An 18,515-nucleotide genomic window follows, 5' to 3' on the forward strand; every position below is an offset into this window, starting at 1 on the left:
ACAGCCCCCCTTTTTGTTGTTTTAAACAGGCACAAACAACACAGCCGGGCTTGCTGCGATGCAAGGCCCGGCCGTGTCACTGAACGCGCGCGGCACCCGGCCGCGCAAGGCTTACAGCTTGATCCAGGTCGCCTTGAGTTCGGTGTACTTGTCCAGCGCATGCAGCGACTTGTCACGGCCGTTACCCGACTGTTTGAAGCCACCGAACGGTGCGGTCATGTCGCCGCCATCGTACTGGTTGACCCAGACGCTACCGGTACGCAGCGCCTTGGCAGTCTTGTGTGCCTTGGAGATATCTGCCGTCCATACGCCCGCCGCCAACCCGTAGGGGGTGTCGTTGGCAATGTTGATGGCCTCTTCAACGCTGTCGAAGGTGATCACCGACAGCACCGGGCCAAAGATCTCTTCCTGCGCGATCTTCATGGCATTGCTGACGCCGTCGAAAATCGTCGGCTCGACATAAGTGCCGCCGGTTTCTTCGAGGATACGCTTGCCACCGACCAGCAGTTTGGCGCCGTCGCTATGACCGGCTTCGATGTACGACAACACGTTGTTCATTTGCTGGGTGTCGACCAGCGCGCCGACCGTGGTCGCCGGGTCAAGCGGGTTGCCCGGCTTCCAGGCCTTCAGTGCCTCAAGCACCAGCGGCAGGAAACGATCCTTGATGGAACGCTCAACCAGCAGACGGGAACCTGCCGTGCAGACTTCGCCCTGGTTGAAGGCAATCGCACTGGCTGCGGCTTGTGCGGCCGCGTTCAGGTCCGGGGCATCCGCGAAGACGATGTTCGGGCTCTTGCCACCGGCTTCCAGCCAGACGCGCTTCATGTTCGATTCGCCGGCATAGATCATCAGTTGCTTGGCGATCTTGGTCGAACCGGTGAACACCAGGGTGTCCACGTCCATGTGCAGGGCCAGGGCCTTGCCGACGGTGTGGCCATAGCCTGGCAGCACGTTCAACACGCCCGCAGGGATACCGGCTTCGATAGCCAGTTGAGCGATGCGAATGGCGGTCAGTGGCGACTTTTCCGAAGGCTTGAGGATCACCGAGTTACCGGTGGCCAGCGCTGGGCCGAGCTTCCAGCACGACATCAGCAGCGGGAAGTTCCACGGTACGATGGCCGCGACCACGCCCACCGGCTCACGGGTGACCAGACCAAGCTGATCATCCGGCGTAGCGGCCACTTCGTCGTAAACCTTGTCGATGGCCTCACCGTTCCAGCTCAGTGCATTGGCCGCGCCTGGCACGTCGATGCTCAGCGAGTCGCTGATCGGCTTGCCCATGTCCAGGGTTTCCAACAGGGCCAGCTCTTCGACGTTCTGCTTGAGCAGGCCGGCAAAGCGGATCAGGGTTGCCTTGCGCTTGGCCGGGGCCAGGCGCGACCAGACACCGGAATTGAAGGTGGCACGGGCATTTTCGACGGCGCGCTGGGCATCGGCTTCATCACAGCTGGCGATGTGCGCCAGAAGGCGTCCGTCGACCGGGCTGATGCACTCGAACGTCGCATTCGATGCGGCGGCGGTGTATTCACCATTGATGAAAGCACGGCCTTCGATCTTCAGTTGCTGGGCACGCTGTTCCCAGTCCGCACGAGTCAGGGTGGTCATACGAAACTCCTCCTCTTATTGAAGTGCAGCACCGCACGAGGGCTCACGGGTGCTGTCAGAAATTTTGCCGGAGCGATACGACGCTCGACGGCATCAGACACCCTAAACCAGCAGCACCCAAATTATCAATATATTTGACACAAATAGGCAAAAAGCCTACTGATGTGCAGTTTATTAAACACAATAAGGGTGACCCGTCCATGAAGATTCAGCAGATCGTCGATTTCAGCCAAGCCATGACGGAAGCAGAACGTTACCGCCCTGCAGCAGAGAAAATCCTCAAGGGCGATCCTGAGCAGGCGGTCTTCAACCACTATTCCAGCCCCTGCGGGCAATTTGCCGCCGGCGTATGGGAAGGCGCTGTCGGCCAATGGACAGTGAACTACACCGAACACGAGTACTGCGAGATCCTTCAGGGCGTCTCGGTACTGCGTGACAGCGCAGGGCAGGCAAAAACCCTGCGGGCAGGCGACCGCTTTGTCATCCCCGCCGGTTTCACGGGCACCTGGGAGGTGCTGGAGCCGTGCCGTAAAATCTATGTGATGTTTGAACAGAAGGCCTAAGCCCAACGTTCAGGTATGACAGCAACAAAAAACCCGGCACGAAGGCCGGGTTTTTTGTGTGCCAGCACCCTGAAAGGACACCGGCGAGAAACCAATCAATTACTTGATTTTGGCTTCTTTGTAAGCAACGTGCTTGCGAACCACAGGATCGTACTTCTTGATTTCGATCTTGTCGGGGGTGGTGCGCTTGTTTTTGTCAGTGGTGTAGAAGTGGCCAGTACCAGCGCTCGACACCAGACGGATCAATTCACGCATGATTCTCTCCCTTAGACCTTGGCGCCGTTGCGGCGGATGTCAACCAGAACGGCATCGATGCCGCGCTTGTCGATGATACGCATGCCTTTGGCGGATACGCGCAGACGCACGAAACGCTTCTCAGACTCGACCCAGAAGCGATGATGCTGCAGGTTCGGCAGGAAACGACGACGGGTTTTGTTGTTTGCGTGGGAAATGTTGTTCCCGGTTACCGGACCCTTACCGGTAACTTGACAGACTCTCGACATGCCTCAGCCCTCTAAAACCACATGCCCAACCCGGCATGGGTTGGCCGCTTAATCTCTCAGTCTATGGCGCCAGGCGCCGTGTTTCTTCAGGGTCTTATCGGTTATACGCACAGACGCGACAAACCGGGCCCCTAGAAAAGAGCGCTGCTTTATACCAGAAAGACCAGAGTACAACAACAGCAGATACGAATTGCCGTGCAACGAATCATACGCGAACAGCACAGCCGTGGGCTTGGAGCACCCTCGACCACTCGTCGCAAGATAAGCCAAAAAGGATATAGCCATTTAGTCCGGCGCGCACTAGGGTAGGACACTTCCAGACTGCATCGGCAGATGGGCCATCGATCAGCCAAGGAGTCCCCATGCGTCCTGCCGCTCTACCGTTACTGTTCGCCGCTGTATTTGCGCCTGCACTGGCCCAGGCGGCGGCACTGAGCGTTTGCACCGAAGCCAGCCCTGAAGGCTTCGACGTGGTTCAGTACAACTCACTGACCACCACCAACGCGTCAGCCGATGTGCTGATGAACCGGCTGGTCGAATTCGACGCGACCCAAGGCCAGGTGGTGCCGAGCCTGGCGGAGCGCTGGACAGTTTCCAGTGATGGCCTGACCTACGAGTTCAAACTGCGTCCCGAAGTGAAGTTCCACAGCACCGCCTACTTCAAGCCCAGTCGCACACTGAATGCCGACGACGTGCTGTTCAGCTTCCAGCGCATGCTCTACCCCGCTCATCCCTGGCACAAGATTGCACAAAGCGGCTTCCCCCATGCGCAATCGCTGCAACTGCCTGAACTGATCAAGCAGATCGAAGCGCCAGACCCGCTCACCGTGCGCTTCACCCTCGACCACCCGGACGCCACCTTCCTGGCCACGTTGAGCATGGGCTTCGCCTCAATCTACTCGGCCGAATACGCCGACCAACTGTTCAAGGCCGGCACCCCGGAGAAGCTCAACAGCCAGCCCATCGGCAGCGGGCCGTTTGTCTTTGGTCGCTTCCAGAAGGACGCCAACATCCGTTATCGGGCCAACCCGGACTACTTTGCCGGCAAACCGGCGGTCGACCCGTTGATTTTCACGATCACCCCCGATGCCAACGTGCGCCTGCAGAAGTTGCGGCGCAACGAATGCCAGATCGCCTTGTCGCCCAAGCCACTGGACATCGCCGAAGCCGCCAAGGATGACAACCTGAAGGCCGAGAAGACCGATGCCTTCATGACCGCCTTTGTCGCCATCAACAGCCAGCATCCGCCACTGGATAAAGTGGAAGTCCGCCAGGCCATCAACCTGGCATTCGATAAAGCCAGCTACCTGAAGGCGGTTTTTGAAGACACCGCCGTCGCCGCCAACGGCCCTTACCCGCCCAACACCTGGAGTTACGCCAAGGACCTGCCCGGCTACCCCACCAACGTGGACAAAGCCCGCGGCTTGCTGGCCAAGGTTGGCCTGGCGAAGGGCTTCAGCACCACGATCTGGACGCGCCCTTCGGGCAGTCTGCTCAACCCTAACCCAAGCCTGGGCGCACAGTTGTTGCAGGCCGACCTCGGCAAGATCGGCATTCAGGCCGAGATTCGCGTCATCGAATGGGGCGAGCTGATCCGCCGGGCCAAGGCGGGCGAGCATGACCTGCTGTTCATGGGCTGGGCTGGCGACAATGGCGACCCCGACAACTTCCTCAGCCCACAGTTTTCCTGTGCCGCCGTGAAGTCCGGAACCAACTTTGCCCGTTATTGCGATCCGCGCCTGGATCAGTTGATCAGCGCCGGCAAGACCACCAACGACCAGAGCGTACGCAGCCGCCTGTACGAGCAGGCACAGACGCTGATCCAGCAGCAGGCATTGTGGCTGCCACTGGCGCACCCAACTGCTGCTGCCCTCACCCGCAAGGGTGTGGAGGGCTATCAGGTAAGCCCGTTTGGCCGGCAGGACTTCTCGAAGGTGAATGTGGCCCGCTAAAACCAGCCGTACTCGACCATCGACAAGGGTTCGCCATCGCCGATGATGAAGTGATCCAGCACCCGGACATCCACCAGCTCAAGCGCCGTCTTGAGCCGCCGGGTGAGGATCACGTCGGACTGGCTGGGCTCCGAAACCCCCGACGGGTGGTTATGGCACAGGATCAAGGCAGCCGCATTGTGTGCAAGCGAGCGTTTGATCACTTGCCGTGGGTAGACACTGGCGCTGTCGATAGACCCGCGAAACAGCACTTCAAACGCAAGCACCCGGTGCTTGCTGTCCAGGAACAGGCAGCCGAACACCTCATGCGGCTCGTGACGCAACTCGGCCTTGAGGTAGTCCTTGACGGCCTGCGGGCTCTCCAGGACCGAGTCCCGGCGCAAACGCTCGGCCAGATGGCGCCGGGCCATCTCCATGACCGCCTGCAACTGGGTAAACTTGGCAGGCCCCAGCCCTGGCTCGGTGCTGAACCGCCTGAGGTCTGCTTCCAACAGCGCTCGCAAGCTGCCGAACTGCTGTAACAGGTAACGCGCCAGGTCGACGGCACTGCGCCCGCGAACCCCGGTTCGTAGAAAAATAGCCAGCAATTCGGCGTCCGAGAGGCTGGTGGCCCCTCGCGCCAGTAACTTCTCCCGAGGCCGCTCCGCGGCCGGCCAATCCTTGATGCTCATGCTACCTCCCTGCCCACTGGGTACTGCTGTCTGGCTTGAGTGCTGTGCTATCTTAGCCCCTCTTTTTCTTCGCCGATTTGGCTTCCTACAAGCCTGATCGGCACGTGCAAACCCTGATTTGACAAGGCAAGCCTATGCAGCGGCTGTATCGGAAACGCATTGTTCTCGGCGTCGGCGGCGGCATCGCCGCCTACAAGAGTGCCGAACTGGTTCGCCGACTTCTTGAGCACGGCGCGCAAGTCCGTGTCGTCATGACCCGTGGCGGTGCTGAATTCATTACCCCCCTGACGATGCAGGCCCTGTCCGGGCACCCGGTTCATCTGGACCTGCTCGACCCGGCCGCCGAAGCCGCCATGGGCCATATCGAGCTGGCAAAGTGGGCCGACCTGGTGCTGATCGCACCGGCCACCGCTGACCTGATCGCACGCCTGGCCCAAGGCGTCGCCAATGACCTGCTGACCACACTGGTGCTGGCCACTGACGCGACGGTTGCCGTCGCCCCGGCCATGAACCAGGCCATGTGGCGCGACCCGGCCACCCAGGCCAACCTTGAACTGCTGCAAAGCCGCCAGATCCAGGTATTCGGCCCGGCGTCCGGTAGCCAGGCCTGTGGTGATATAGGCCTGGGCCGCATGCTTGAAGCCAACGACCTGGCGTGGCATGCCGCCGAATGCTTCAAGCGCGAGTCGCTGACCGGCAAGCATGTACTGATTACGGCCGGCCCGACCCAGGAAAACATCGACCCGGTGCGCTACATCACCAACCACAGCTCCGGCAAAATGGGCTTTGCCCTGGCCGAAGCAGCGGTCGAAGCGGGTGCCAAGGTCACGCTGGTTACCGGCCCTGTACACCTGCCAACCCCTGACCGGGTGACCCGCATCGATGTGGTCAGCGCCCGCGACATGCTCGCCGCGTGTGAAGCCGCCATTCCCTGCGACCTGTTTATTGCCTCGGCAGCGGTTGCGGACTACCGGCCAGAGGTCGTAGCCCCACAAAAGCTAAAGAAAGACCCGACCACCGGTGACGGCCTGCTGCTGCAGATGGTGCGCAACCCCGATATCCTTGCCACCATCGCCACCCGTCCGGACCGTCCGTTCAGTGTCGGCTTTGCCGCCGAGACCGAACACCTGCTCGACTACGCCGCACGCAAGCTCAAGGACAAGAACCTTGACCTGATCGTCGCCAACGATGTCGCCAACCCCAGCATTGGCTTCAACAGCGAAGAGAACGCCTGCAGCGTGATCGACCGGCAACTGCAAGAAACCCTTTTCGCCCAGACCAGCAAAGGCAAGATCGCCCGTCAGCTGATCGCCTTTATTGCTGAACGTCTTAACCAGGTTTAATCGCGCATGCACGCTCTACAAGCCAAGATTCTCGACCCTCGCATCGGCAACGAATTCCCGCTGCCACAGTACGCCACCCCAGGCTCCGCCGGCCTTGACCTGCGTGCCATGCTCAAGGAAGACACCGTCCTGGAACCAGGCCAGACCCTGCTGATCCCGACTGGCCTGTCGGTGTACATCGGTGACCCCGGCCTGGCAGCCCTGATCCTGCCACGCTCGGGCCTTGGTCATAAGCACGGCATCGTGCTGGGCAATCTGGTCGGCCTGATCGACTCCGACTACCAGGGCGAACTGATGGTGTCCTGCTGGAACCGCGGCCAGACTGCATTCACCATCGCTGTTGGCGAGCGAATCGCCCAACTGGTGCTGGTGCCGGTGGTACAAGCCCATTTCGACATCGTCGAAACGTTCGATGAAAGCCAACGCGGCGCGGGTGGCTTCGGCCACTCCGGCAGCCACTGACCCACCGGGCAGCCTCGGCTGCCCAACGCAACCCAACGGATTGGCGAACGCTCTGGCAGAAACACTGTCAAAGCGCTCAATTTGAGCCTGCACCGCACGCCCTTGAGATTGGAGCTCCCCAGTGATGAATGACATGACACAACTGGTACCCACACTCCCTGAAAGCATCTTTCGCGCCTATGACATTCGTGGCGTGGTTGGCGACACCCTGACCGCCGAGACTGCCTATTGGATTGGCCGGGCCATTGGTGCCCAGAGCCTGGCTCAAGGCGAGCCGCAAGTTTCAGTGGGCCGTGACGGCCGCCTGTCCGGGCCGATGCTGGTCGAGCAGTTGATCAAAGGTCTGGCCGAGGCCGGTTGCCAGGTCAGCGACGTGGGCCTGGTGCCTACGCCTGCCCTGTACTACGCCGCCAACGTTCTCGCCGGCAAATCCGGCGTCATGCTGACCGGCAGCCACAACCCGCCGAACTACAACGGTTTCAAGATCGTCATCGCCGGTGACACCCTGGCCAACGAGCAGATCCAGGCGCTGCTGACCCGCTTGAAGACCAACGACCTGAGCCATGGCCAAGGCCATGTCGAGCGCGTCGAGATCCTTGATCGCTACTTCCAGCAGATCACTGGCGACATCAAGCTGGCGAAAAAGCTCAAGGTCGTTGTGGACTGCGGCAACGGCGCAGCCGGTGTCATTGCCCCACAACTGATCGAAGCCTTGGGCTGCGAGATGATTCCGCTGTTCTGCGAAGTGGACGGCAACTTCCCGAACCACCATCCAGACCCAGGCAAGCCCGAAAACCTGGTCGACCTGATCGCCAAGGTGAAAGAGACCGGCGCGGACCTGGGCCTGGCCTTTGACGGCGACGGCGACCGCGTCGGTGTCGTGACCAACACCGGCAACATCGTCTACCCGGACCGCTTGCTGATGCTGTTTGCCAAGGACGTACTGGCCCGCAACCCGGGCGCCGAAATCATCTTCGACGTCAAATGCACCCGCCGCCTGAGCCCATTGATCGAGCAGTACGGTGGTCGTCCACTGATGTGGAAAACCGGTCATTCGCTGATCAAGAAGAAAATGAAGCAGAGCGGCGCCCTGCTGGCCGGCGAGATGAGCGGACACATCTTCATCAAGGAGCGTTGGTTCGGCTTCGACGACGGTATTTACAGCGCCGCGCGGCTGCTGGAAATCCTCAGCAAGGAGTCGGTCGACGCCGAAACCCTGTTCGCCGCCTTCCCAAATGATATTTCCACGCCGGAAATCAACATTGAAGTGACCGACGAAGGTAAATTCAGCATCATTGATGCACTGCAGCGTGATGCGGATTGGGGCGAAGCCAGCCTGACCACCATTGATGGTGTTCGAGTCGACTACCCCAACGGCTGGGGCCTGGTGCGCGCCTCCAATACCACCCCGGTACTGGTGCTGCGATTTGAAGCCGAAACCGACGCCGAACTGCAACGCATCAAAGATGTTTTCCACGCGCAACTGAAGCGTGTTGAACCCAACCTGCAACTACCGTTCTGACCGACTACTGTTCCACTGGAGCTTTGCATGACCCTCGATCGTGATGCCGCCACCCATGTCGCCCAGGTATTGTCCGAAGCGCTGCCTTATATCCGCCGCTTTGTCGGCAAGACCCTGGTGATCAAGTACGGCGGCAACGCGATGGAGAGCGAAGAGCTCAAAACCGGTTTCGCCCGTGACGTGGTCCTGATGAAAGCCGTGGGTATCAACCCTGTGGTCGTACATGGCGGCGGCCCGCAGATCGGCGATCTGCTCAAGCGCCTGTCGATCGAAAGCCACTTTATCGATGGCATGCGCGTCACCGATGCACAAACCATGGACGTGGTCGAGATGGTTCTCGGTGGCCAGGTCAACAAGGACATCGTCAACCTGATCAACCGTCATGGCGGCAGCGCCATCGGCCTGACCGGTAAGGACGCTGAGCTGATTCGTGCGAAGAAGCTCAAAGTCACCCGCCAGACCCCGGAAATGACCTCGCCTGAAATCATCGACATCGGCCATGTAGGCGAAGTGGTTGGGGTAAATACCGACCTGCTGAACATGCTGGTGAAGGGCGACTTCATCCCGGTGATCGCACCGATTGGTGTTGGTGCCAACGGCGAGTCCTACAACATCAACGCCGACCTGGTCGCCGGCAAGGTCGCCGAAGCCCTGAAGGCCGAGAAGTTGATCCTGCTGACCAACATCGCAGGCCTGATGGACAAGCAAGGTCACGTGCTGACCGGCCTGACCACCGAGCAAGTCAACGACCTGATCGCCGATGGCACCATCTACGGCGGCATGCTGCCGAAGATTCGCTGCGCGCTGGAAGCAGTACAGGGCGGCGTCAACAGCTCGCACATCATCGACGGTCGGGTACCGAATGCGGTCCTGCTGGAAATCTTCACCGACAGCGGCGTCGGCACCCTGATTACCAATCAGAAGCCTGAGTAACAATCTCAGCCCACCCCGAGCAACTCGGGGTGGGGCCTCGATCCCTCCGCGTCTCCTTGCGCACCACTCCGGAAACTTCCCTCAAGCAAGCGGGAAATCTCCTACGCCACCCAGACCTTCTTCCGCGCTACGCTGATGCCTCTTCACAAAGGAGGTTCATCCATGACAGACAAGGATTACGTGCCCTACGGCAGTGACGTCTCGGCAGGTACCTACGCGTGCGTCGACTGCGACCATCACTACTCGAACCAAAGCAAGAAGTCGCTCCCCCCCTGCCCCAACTACACAGCAGAGACCCACACGAAAAAGGGCTGGAAAATACTCAGCGGCCAAGGCGATGCGGTGGACGATCCCTATCCGAACTGATGGCACACGACTCAGAGAAGCAAAAAGGCCCTGCAATGCAGGGCCTTTTTGTTGCGCATGGGCTTCAGATACCGTACTGGGCCCGGTACGCCTCGACCGCAGGCAGATGCTGCTTGAGCGCTGGATCGTCAGCGAGGAACTCCAGTACCTGGGTCAGCGACACAATGCTGACCACCGGGATACCAAAGTCACGCTCCACTTCCTGGATCGCCGACAACTCGCCGTTGCCGCGCTCCTGACGGTTCAGTGCGATCAGCACGCCAGCGGCCTTGGCCTGCTGCCCCTGGATGATCTGCATGACCTCGCGGATCGCCGTGCCGGCAGTGATCACGTCGTCAATGATCAAGACGTCGCCAGTCAGTGGCGCGCCGACCAGACTGCCGCCTTCGCCATGGCTCTTGGCTTCCTTGCGGTTGAAGCACCACGGCACGTCGAGCTGGTGATGCTCAGCCAGCGCTACAGCGGTCGCTGCAGCCAGCGGGATGCCTTTGTAGGCCGGGCCGAACAGCACGTCGAACGGAATCTTGCTGTCGACAATCGCCGCCGCATAGAAACGCCCGAGCTGAGCCAGGGCCGCGCCGCTGTTGAACAGGCCGGCATTGAAGAAATACGGGCTGGTACGCCCCGACTTGAGGGTGAACTCACCGAAGCGCAGAACCCCACGATCGATGGCAAAACGAATAAAGTCGCGCTGATACGGCTGCATGTAGAGTCCCGGATGCCACGGATTTAGCTAATTGAGTACAGCTCGGGTATCATACACGCACGAGATTTTTGGGGCCATTTATGCGGATCATCAGTGTGAACGTAAATGGCATTCAGGCTGCAGTCGAGCGTGGTTTGCTCAGTTGGCTGCAAGCCCAGAATGCCGACGTCATCTGCCTTCAGGATACCCGCGCCTCGGCCTTTGAACTCGACGACCCAGCTTTCCAGCTCGATGGCTACTTCCTTTATGCCTGCGACGCAGAAGTCCCCGCCCAAGGCGGTGTGGCACTTTACTCGCGCTTGCAGCCCAAGGCAGTCATCAGCGGCCTGGGCTTCGAGACAGCCGACCGCTACGGACGTTACCTGCAGGCAGACTTCGACAAAGTCAGTATTGCCACCTTGCTGCTGCCTTCCGGGCAGAACGGCGACGAAGACTTGAACCAGAAGTTCAAGTTGATGGACGACTTCGCCAAGTACCTGGACAAGCAACGTCGCAAGCGTCGTGAATACATCTACTGCGGCTCGCTGTATGTCGCGCAGCAGAAGCTCGACATCAAGAACTGGCGCGACAGCCAGCAGTCCCCGGGCTTCCTGGCACCGGAACGGGCCTGGATGGACACCATCGTCGGCGACATGGGCTATGTCGATGCCCTGCGCGAAGTCAGCCGCGAAGGCGAGCAGTACAGCTGGTGGCCGGACAACGAACAGGCCGAGATGCTCAACCTGGGCTATCGCTTCGACTACCAGTTGCTGACACCAGGCCTGCGTCGCTTCGTGCGTAGCGCACGCCTGCCACGCCAGCCACGCTTCTCCCAGCATGCGCCACTGATCGTGGACTATGACTGGACGCTGACCATTTAAACGGTCACGCACAAAAACGAACCCCCGCTTTTCAGCGGGGGTTCGTTTTTATGTGCCAAAAATAACGCAAGACACCCTGTGGGAGTTGGCTTGCCAACGATGCAGGCGCCGCGTACTCATTGGCACCCCGCCGACGCCATCGCAGGCAAGCCTGCATCCCACAGGAAAAGCCAACAACCCTGCCGCTACTGAATCACCCGCCAGGTAAAGGGGTAGCGATACGCCTGCCCCTCATTGACCTTGACCGAAGCGATGATCATCAGGATGGCTGCGGCCACTACCAGCAGGCCGAGCAACGCAAAGCCAATCAATATGATGAACAGTGCGATGCAGATCACGTAGGCAATGGTCACGGTAATCTGGAAGTTCAGCGATTCCTTACCTTGGGCATCGATGAACGGGTCCAGCTCACGCTTCCATTGCCAGATGATCAACGGCCCCAGCAGGTTGCCGAAGGGGAACAACAGCCCGCAGAACGCCGCGAGGTGGCAGAACATCGCCCACTGGCGCACATCGGCACTCGGGGTGGATGCATTCAGAGGTTGTTCGCCCATCAGGCCATCCTCACTCAGTCAGCCAGCGAAGCGCTCTGCAGCTCGAAGAGGTCGCTCATGCCTTTTTGCGCCAATGCCAACATGGCATTGAGCTCTTCGGGCTGGAACGGCGCGCCTTCAGCGGTGCCCTGCACTTCGATGAAGCCACCGGCGCTGGTCATGACCACGTTCAGGTCAGTCTCGGCAGCGGAGTCTTCCAGGTAGTCCAGGTCGAGCACTGGAACGCCTTGGTACATGCCCACCGAAACGGCAGCGATCATGTGCTTGAGCGGGTCTCCGCCCTTGAGGCCGCCACGCTTCTTGACGACACGCAGGGCATCGACCAGCGCGACCATGGCACCGGTGATCGACGCCGTGCGGGTACCGCCATCGGCCTGGATCACGTCGCAGTCGACGTAGAGGGTAATGTCGCCGAGCTTGCTCATGTCCAGCGCCGCACGCAGCGAGCGGCCGATCAAACGCTGGATTTCCAGGGTGCGGCCACCCTGTTTGCCACGGCTGGCTTCGCGCTGGTTACGCTCGCCAGTGGAGCGCGGCAGCATGCCGTACTCTGCTGTCAGCCAGCCTTGGCCCTGACCTTTGAGGAACCGGGGAACACCATTTTCGACGCTGACCGTGCAGACGACTTTGGTGTCGCCGAACTCGACCAGTACCGACCCTTCGGCGTGCTTGGTGTAGTTGCGGGTGATGCGGATCGAGCGGAGCTGATCGGCAACGCGACCACTTGGACGTTTCATAGGGGATACCTGTACTGGACTTGAATCTGCCCAGCATTATAGAGCGCCCAGGCTCCGCTGGACATGCCCAGGGCAGAAACAGCTGTTTATGCACCCGCAGGGTACGCGCCAGCCTTGAGCCAGAGACGTTGGTCGGTTTTTTCCGGCAATCCAGAGAGTGTTTGTAACATCAGTGGATTGGGAGCACACCTCGCACTGCGCTACAATCCTGCGCCTTTGCAGCCTGTCGGCTTCCCTTCAACCTACTGCGAGGTACTTCCCATGGTGCATAGCATGACCGCCTTTGCCCGCGCCGAACGCGCTGGCGCCCAAGGTACCCTCATCTGGGAATTGCGCTCGGTCAACCACCGCTACCTGGAACCCCACTTACGTCTGCCTGATGCCTTCCGCGACCTTGAAGGCACGGTACGTGAAGCCCTCCGTCAGGGCCTGTCACGCGGCAAGGTCGAATGCACGTTGCGCTTCAATGAAGAAAGCACTGGCAAACCCTTGCAGGTTGATCGCGAGCGCGCCGCGCAACTGGTTGCCGCCGCCGAGACCGTCGCCAGCCTGATCAAGCAGCCTGCTGCGCTCAACCCGCTGGAAGTGCTGGCGTGGCCAGGCGTGCTGGTGGCAGACGCGACAGACCCGCAAGCGTTGAATATCGAGGCCATGAGCCTGTTTGAAGAGGCCCTGAAGGAGCTGCGCAACGGTCGCAACCGCGAGGGCACCGAGCTGGCCAGGCTGATCAACGAACGCCTGGACAACATGGCCACCGAGGTCACGACCCTGCGTGCCCTGGTACCGCAGATGCTGGCCGTTCAGCGCCAGAAGGTCCTGGATCGCTTCACGGACATGAAAGCCGAACTCGATCCACAGCGCCTGGAACAGGAAATGGTGCTACTGGCCCAGAAAAGCGACGTCGCCGAAGAGCTGGACCGCCTGAGCACCCACATGACCGAGGTACGCCGTGTACTCAAGTCCGGTGGTGCCGCAGGCCGGCGCCTCGACTTCCTGATGCAGGAGCTGAACCGCGAAGCGAACACCCTTGGCTCCAAAGCCTTCGACCCACGTAGCACCCAAGCAGCGGTCAACCTCAAGGTCCTGATCGAGCAGATGCGTGAACAAGTACAGAACATTGAGTAAGGCCACCCCGACCATGAACCACAGCAGCGGCATCCTCTACATCATCTCGGCCCCTTCCGGCGCCGGCAAGACCAGCCTGGTGAAAGCCCTCATCGACGCCGAGCCGAGCATTCGCGTTTCGGTCTCGCACACCACCCGCGCCATGCGTCCGGGCGAAGAGAACGGGGTGAACTACCACTTCGTCGATCGCGCCGAGTTCATCCGCATGACCGAACACGGCGACTTTCTGGAGCAGGCCGAAGTCTTCGGCAACCTCTACGGCACGTCGCAGAGCACGCTGCAGCAAACCCTGGACGAAGGCCACGACCTGATTCTGGAAATCGACTGGCAGGGTGCCGAACAAGTACGCAAGCAGATGCCACAGGCACGCTCGATCTTCATCCTGCCGCCGAGCCAGCAGGCCCTGCGCCAGCGCCTGACCAACCGTGGCCAGGACAGCGATGAGATCATTGAGGGTCGGATGCGTGAAGCCGTCAGCGAGATGAGCCACTACAACGAGTACGACTTCGTCATCATCAACGACGACTTCGCCGTGGCCCTTGAAGACCTCAAGGCGATCTTCAGGGCCAATCGCCTGCAGCAGAAGAGCCAGCAACAGCGCCACAGCGAGCTACTCAAACAGTTGCTCGCCTGATTGGCGCCGTCTCAGCGTCGGCAGGGCAGCGTTGCCTGCCGATGCAGAGTCATCCCCAGGAAGAACGCTGGTGCACGCATGCGCGACAGCACCATCAGGAAGATACCCAGCAACAGAATGATCATCGCGATCACGAACACCAGGCCCAGGCCTGCGACATGCGAGCCACTGCCGAACGACGGGGAAGCACTGTCGATGGCGGTCTGAACGAAGATCACCGACAGAATCCCACCGCCCACGAAGGGGCACAGGCCGCGCATCATGAAGTGACGCAGGCTGTCGAACAGGCTGTCGCGGAAGTACCACACGCACGCGAACGCCGTCAGCGAGTAGTAGAAGCAGATCATCATCCCCAGCGCGGTGATGGTGTCGGCCAGTACGTTTTCACTCAGGGTGCGCATGGTGACGTAGAACAGACCGGCAGCAACGCCTGCACAGATGGTCGCGTAGCGTGGCGTCTGTGAGCGCGGGCAGATGCTGGCAAATCGCTCAGGCACGGCACCGTAGTACCCCATGGCCAGCAGCGTGCGCGCTGGCGAGACGAAGGTCGACTGCAGGGACGCCGCGGTACTGGCCAGTACCGCAATGGACATCAGGATAGCCAGCGGCCCCATGACCGGGCCGGCCAGGTGTGCGAAGACGTTCTCTTGAATGCGCGGGTTGCCCAGCCCCAGGCCAATGTCACCGATACCGGCGAACTGCAAGGTAGCAATACCGGTCACCAGGTACAGGCCAAGGATCAATAACACGGTCCAGGTGGCAGCCTTGCCAGGCACTTCTTCACTGCCCACCGACTCTTCGCTCACAGTCAGGCAGACGTCCCACCCCCAGAAAATGAAGATCGACAGCGACAGCCCGGCTGCAAACGAGGAGAACGACTCGACGCCAAACGGGTTGAACCAGTCTGAGTCGAATTGCAGCGGCGGTATGGTCGGCGACCCACCGAACGCGGCCATGGAGAAACCGATCAGCACCACCAGTTGCAAGGCCACCAGGCCATACTGCACCGTCATGGTAGTACCCATGCCACGGCAGCAGATCCACACGGCCATGGCAATAAAGACACAACAGGTGGTGACGTTGACCAACAGGTTATCGCTCAGCGCAGACACCTCATGGCTGCCGCTGAGCTGGCCGAGGAACAGGTAGAAGAAGTCCACTGCCACACCCGCCAGGTTGGACAACACAATGGTTGTCGCGGTGACCAGCCCCCAACCGCCGATCCAGCCAATCATCGGACCAAAGGCACGGGCAGACCAGGTGAATGACGTGCCGCTATCGGGCTCGGCAGCGTTCAGCTCGCGGTAGCCCAGCGCAACCAGCAGCATGGGCAGGAAGCCGACAAGGAACACGGCTGGCAGGTGTGCGCCGACTTCGCGCACGGTAGGCCCGAGCGCGCCGGTCAGGGTATAAACCGGCGCAATGGTGGAGATGCCAAGCACAATGCTGGCAAGCAGCCCGAGCCGGCCCTTGGCCAGCCCTTTGCTGCGATGGGTGGAAGCGCCTGAGCTGGCCTGCGCCGACTCTGCCGAGCCCGAGGGCCGACTCGCTTCTGTGTATTCACTCATGAGTATTTGCCGTCGCTATTGGTATTGTTCTAGATGGGCGTCTTGCAAGGCACCCGCTTTCACTCATGGAAAGCTCACTGCTTGATTCATGACATCCGGGGGCGCCGGACAGCCTCAAATGGCCGCCACCTCAACACGCTTTCCCGCCGCATGGGCGATACAAGCCTCGCGGAACGCCTGAAACAGGCGCAACGAGACAGGGTTGTCGGTAAAACGCCATTCCGGATGCCACTGAACGCCAAGAACAAACCCTGGCGCGTTATCCAGCGTGACCGCCTCGACCAATCCATCCGGCGCAACGGCTTCGACTCGCAGGCCACTGGCCAGGCGCTCGATGCCCTGGCCATGCAACGAGTTGACCTCGAAAACCGTGGGCAGCCCCAAGCACTCGAAAAGCCCACCCGGCTGCACGCTCACTGAGTGCTGCGGTGCGTATTGCACCTCCAGCGCAACGTCTTTCGGCTCGCGGTGGTCCAGGTAGCCAGGCAACTCATGAACCTGTTGATGCAGGCTGCCACCGAGGCTCACATTCAGCTCCTGGAAACCACGGCAAATGCAAAATACCGGCACGCCCGCCGCAATCGCCGCACGCAACAACGGCAGGGTCAGGCGATCACGGTACACATCGTGTCGGGTTCCCTCCGCGCTGGGGCTGCCATTGTAATGATGCGGCTCCACATTTGAAGGCGAACCGGTAAAAAGAATGCCATCCAACCGCTCTAGCACGAGCTCTGCAGCCACAGGCTCGGCACGCGCAGGCAATATCAGGGGAATCCCGGCGAAGCCTGCAGCCTCGACATACTTGTCACCCGCCGTGTGCGAGGAATTCTTTTCCAGTTGCTGGCGGCAGGCAGTGACGCCAATCAGTGGGGTAACCTGCTTCATCTGTCAGCCCTCGTTTACAACTTGATCCAGGTCGCCTTGAGTTCGGTGTACTTGTCGAATGCATGCAGTGACTTGTCACGCCCGTTACCGGACTGCTTGAAGCCGCCGAACGGCGCCGTCATGTCACCACCGTCGTACTGGTTGACCCAGACACTACCAGCGCGCAGGGCCTTGGCCGTGCGGTGCGCCTTGGACAGGTCGCTGCTCCAGACCGCTGCGGCCAGGCCGAACGGTGAGTCGTTGGCAATGCTGATGGCTTCCTCGGCGGTATCGAACGCAATCACTGACAGCACCGGGCCGAAGATCTCTTCACGGGCAATACGCATGGCATTGTCCACACCATCAAAGATCGTCGGCTCCACATAGACGCCGCCGGTTTCTTCCAGCACGCGCTTGCCACCAGCGACCAGCGTCGCACCGTCGGCGGCACCGGCCTCGACATAGCCCAGCACGGTATCCAGCTGGGTGCCGTCCACCAGGGCGCCAACCCGAGTAGTCGGGTCCAGCGAATGGCCGGGCTTCCAAGCCTTGAGCGCCTCGATGACCATCGGCAGGAAGCGATCCTTGATGCTGCGCTCGACCAGCAGACGCGAGCCCGCCACACACACTTCGCCCTGGTTGAAGGCAATGGCGCAAGCGGCGGCGTCAGCCGCTGCCTGCAGGTCAGGAGCGTCGGCAAAGACGATATTCGGGCTCTTGCCACCAGCCTCCAGCCAGACACGCTTCATGTTCGATTCGCCGGCATAGATCATCAGTTGCTTGGCGATCTTGGTTGAACCGGTAAACACCAAGGTGTCCACATCCATGTGCAGGGCCAGGGCCTTGCCGACGGTGTGGCCATAGCCTGGCAGCACGTTCAGCACGCCCGCAGGGATACCGGCTTCGATAGCCAGTTGAGCGATGCGAATGGCGGTCAGTGGCGACTTTTCCGAAGGCTTGAGGATCACCGAGTTACCGGTGGCCAGCGCCGGGCCGAGCTTCCAGCAGGCCATCATCAGGGGGAAGTTCCACGGCACGATCGCCACTACCACACCCACCGCTTCGCGGGTAACCAAACCCAGCTGGTCGACCGGCGTTGGCGCCACTTCGTCGTAGACCTTATCAATGGCCTCGGCGCTCCAGCGGATGGCATTCGCCGCGCCCGGCACGTCGATGCTGAGCGAGTCACTGATCGGCTTGCCCATATCCAGGGTTTCCAGCAGTGCCAGCTCCTCGGCGTTGGCCAACAGCGCGTCAGCGAAAGCAATCAGCACACGCTTGCGCTGGGCCGGTGCCAGGCCCGACCAGGCGCCGCTTTCAAAACTGCGGCGGGCCGCCAGGACAGCACGCTCGGCATCCGCGGCATCACAACTGGCGATATTGGCCAGGTGACGGCCATCGACCGGGCTCAGGCTCTCGAAGGTTTCAGCCGAGGCAGCAGCCTGGTACTGACCATCGATAAAGGCACGCCCTTCGATGCTCAGGTTCTGGAAAAGGGATTCCCATTGCGCGCGGGACAAGGTGGTCATGTTCGTGTGCTCCAGGCC

19 protein-coding genes and 1 pseudogene are annotated in these 18,515 nt (G+C 60.7%); 10 read left to right on the plus strand and 10 right to left on the minus strand.

Translation table 11 applies throughout. From position 1 onward, the window contains the following. Positions 1–111: 111 nt before the first annotated feature. Positions 112–1,605: an aldehyde dehydrogenase gene (locus ACZ9H3_RS14845; RefSeq protein ID WP_476221315.1), complete on the minus strand. Its 1,494-nt coding sequence runs from the start codon at positions 1,603–1,605 to the stop codon at positions 112–114. Positions 1,606–1,805: 200 nt separating this feature from the next. On the opposite strand from ACZ9H3_RS14845, the gene ACZ9H3_RS14850 reads away from it, so the two are divergent. Continuing rightward, positions 1,806–2,168: a cupin domain-containing protein gene (locus ACZ9H3_RS14850; RefSeq protein ID WP_102052713.1), complete on the plus strand. Its 363-nt coding sequence runs from the start codon at positions 1,806–1,808 to the stop codon at positions 2,166–2,168. 99 nt (positions 2,169–2,267) lie between these two features. On the opposite strand, the gene rpmG is transcribed toward ACZ9H3_RS14850, so the two are convergent. After that, complete coding sequence (gene rpmG / locus ACZ9H3_RS14855; protein WP_013793373.1) at positions 2,268–2,423, minus strand: 50S ribosomal protein L33; 156 nt, start codon at positions 2,421–2,423, stop codon at positions 2,268–2,270. An 11-nt stretch (positions 2,424–2,434) separates the two neighbouring features. Beyond that, positions 2,435–2,671 carry a 50S ribosomal protein L28 gene (rpmB, locus tag ACZ9H3_RS14860; protein ID WP_010225868.1) on the minus strand — a complete coding sequence of 79 codons (237 nt, stop codon included), beginning with the start codon at positions 2,669–2,671 and terminating at the stop codon, positions 2,435–2,437. 362 nt (positions 2,672–3,033) lie between these two features. Between rpmB and ACZ9H3_RS14865 the strand changes: the two genes are divergently transcribed. Then, on the plus strand, positions 3,034–4,623 hold the full coding sequence (locus tag ACZ9H3_RS14865; protein ID WP_065758160.1) for an ABC transporter substrate-binding protein: 1,590 nt from the start codon (positions 3,034–3,036) through the stop codon (positions 4,621–4,623). Here the strand turns inward: ACZ9H3_RS14865 and radC are convergent. Beyond that, positions 4,620–5,294: a RadC family protein gene (radC, locus tag ACZ9H3_RS14870; protein ID WP_476221320.1), complete on the minus strand. Its 675-nt coding sequence runs from the start codon at positions 5,292–5,294 to the stop codon at positions 4,620–4,622. The genes ACZ9H3_RS14865 and radC overlap by 4 nt on opposite strands. A gap of 134 nt (positions 5,295–5,428) precedes the next feature. On the opposite strand from radC, the gene coaBC reads away from it, so the two are divergent. The 5 genes and pseudogenes from coaBC to ACZ9H3_RS14895 all read left to right on the plus strand — a co-directional run bounded on the left by coaBC (position 5,429) and on the right by ACZ9H3_RS14895 (position 9,920). After that, positions 5,429–6,637: a bifunctional phosphopantothenoylcysteine decarboxylase/phosphopantothenate--cysteine ligase CoaBC gene (gene coaBC / locus ACZ9H3_RS14875; RefSeq protein ID WP_065758158.1), complete on the plus strand. Its 1,209-nt coding sequence runs from the start codon at positions 5,429–5,431 to the stop codon at positions 6,635–6,637. A 6-nt stretch (positions 6,638–6,643) separates the two neighbouring features. After that, on the plus strand, positions 6,644–7,099 hold the full coding sequence (gene dut, locus ACZ9H3_RS14880; protein WP_065758157.1) for a dUTP diphosphatase: 456 nt from the start codon (positions 6,644–6,646) through the stop codon (positions 7,097–7,099). 142 nt (positions 7,100–7,241) lie between these two features. Then, a pseudogene (locus tag ACZ9H3_RS14885) lies at positions 7,242–8,621 on the plus strand (phosphomannomutase/phosphoglucomutase); the annotation flags it as partial. A gap of 27 nt (positions 8,622–8,648) precedes the next feature. After that, positions 8,649–9,554 carry an acetylglutamate kinase gene (gene argB, locus ACZ9H3_RS14890; RefSeq protein WP_065758155.1) on the plus strand — a complete coding sequence of 302 codons (906 nt, stop codon included), beginning with the start codon at positions 8,649–8,651 and terminating at the stop codon, positions 9,552–9,554. Positions 9,555–9,716: 162 nt separating this feature from the next. After that, positions 9,717–9,920: a hypothetical protein gene (locus ACZ9H3_RS14895; protein WP_330522461.1), complete on the plus strand. Its 204-nt coding sequence runs from the start codon at positions 9,717–9,719 to the stop codon at positions 9,918–9,920. A 64-nt stretch (positions 9,921–9,984) separates the two neighbouring features. On the opposite strand, the gene pyrE is transcribed toward ACZ9H3_RS14895, so the two are convergent. Further along, positions 9,985–10,626 carry an orotate phosphoribosyltransferase gene (gene pyrE / locus ACZ9H3_RS14900; protein ID WP_065758154.1) on the minus strand — a complete coding sequence of 214 codons (642 nt, stop codon included), beginning with the start codon at positions 10,624–10,626 and terminating at the stop codon, positions 9,985–9,987. An 80-nt stretch (positions 10,627–10,706) separates the two neighbouring features. Between pyrE and ACZ9H3_RS14905 the strand changes: the two genes are divergently transcribed. Next, positions 10,707–11,486: an exodeoxyribonuclease III gene (locus tag ACZ9H3_RS14905; protein WP_065758153.1), complete on the plus strand. Its 780-nt coding sequence runs from the start codon at positions 10,707–10,709 to the stop codon at positions 11,484–11,486. Between the two features lie 185 nt (positions 11,487–11,671). Here the strand turns inward: ACZ9H3_RS14905 and ACZ9H3_RS14910 are convergent, their stop codons facing one another. Further along, a complete protein-coding gene (locus tag ACZ9H3_RS14910; RefSeq protein WP_065758152.1) occupies positions 11,672–12,040 on the minus strand; it encodes a DUF4870 domain-containing protein in 369 nt (122 codons plus the stop codon). 14 nt (positions 12,041–12,054) lie between these two features. Next, positions 12,055–12,777 carry a ribonuclease PH gene (gene rph, locus ACZ9H3_RS14915; RefSeq protein ID WP_065758151.1) on the minus strand — a complete coding sequence of 241 codons (723 nt, stop codon included), beginning with the start codon at positions 12,775–12,777 and terminating at the stop codon, positions 12,055–12,057. 261 nt (positions 12,778–13,038) lie between these two features. Between rph and ACZ9H3_RS14920 the strand changes: the two genes are divergently transcribed. Both ACZ9H3_RS14920 and gmk read left to right on the plus strand, forming a co-directional pair. Next, on the plus strand, positions 13,039–13,902 hold the full coding sequence (locus ACZ9H3_RS14920; protein ID WP_099776341.1) for a YicC/YloC family endoribonuclease: 864 nt from the start codon (positions 13,039–13,041) through the stop codon (positions 13,900–13,902). A gap of 13 nt (positions 13,903–13,915) precedes the next feature. Continuing rightward, positions 13,916–14,536: a guanylate kinase gene (gene gmk / locus ACZ9H3_RS14925; RefSeq protein ID WP_099776343.1), complete on the plus strand. Its 621-nt coding sequence runs from the start codon at positions 13,916–13,918 to the stop codon at positions 14,534–14,536. Between the two features lie 11 nt (positions 14,537–14,547). Here the strand turns inward: gmk and ACZ9H3_RS14930 are convergent, their stop codons facing one another. The 3 genes from ACZ9H3_RS14930 to ACZ9H3_RS14940 all read right to left on the minus strand — a co-directional run bounded on the left by ACZ9H3_RS14930 (position 14,548) and on the right by ACZ9H3_RS14940 (position 18,497). Beyond that, the gene (locus ACZ9H3_RS14930) at positions 14,548–16,104 is read right to left on the minus strand and encodes an APC family permease (RefSeq protein ID WP_065758148.1); all 1,557 of its coding nucleotides are present in this window, start codon (positions 16,102–16,104) and stop codon (positions 14,548–14,550) included. A 114-nt stretch (positions 16,105–16,218) separates the two neighbouring features. Then, the gene (locus tag ACZ9H3_RS14935; RefSeq protein WP_476221327.1) at positions 16,219–16,989 is read right to left on the minus strand and encodes a gamma-glutamyl-gamma-aminobutyrate hydrolase family protein; all 771 of its coding nucleotides are present in this window, start codon (positions 16,987–16,989) and stop codon (positions 16,219–16,221) included. Positions 16,990–17,003: 14 nt separating this feature from the next. Then, on the minus strand, positions 17,004–18,497 hold the full coding sequence (locus tag ACZ9H3_RS14940; protein WP_476221329.1) for an aldehyde dehydrogenase: 1,494 nt from the start codon (positions 18,495–18,497) through the stop codon (positions 17,004–17,006). Between the last annotated feature and the right edge of the window lie 18 nt (positions 18,498–18,515).

The organism is Pseudomonas sp. TE3910, from assembly GCF_056279025.1.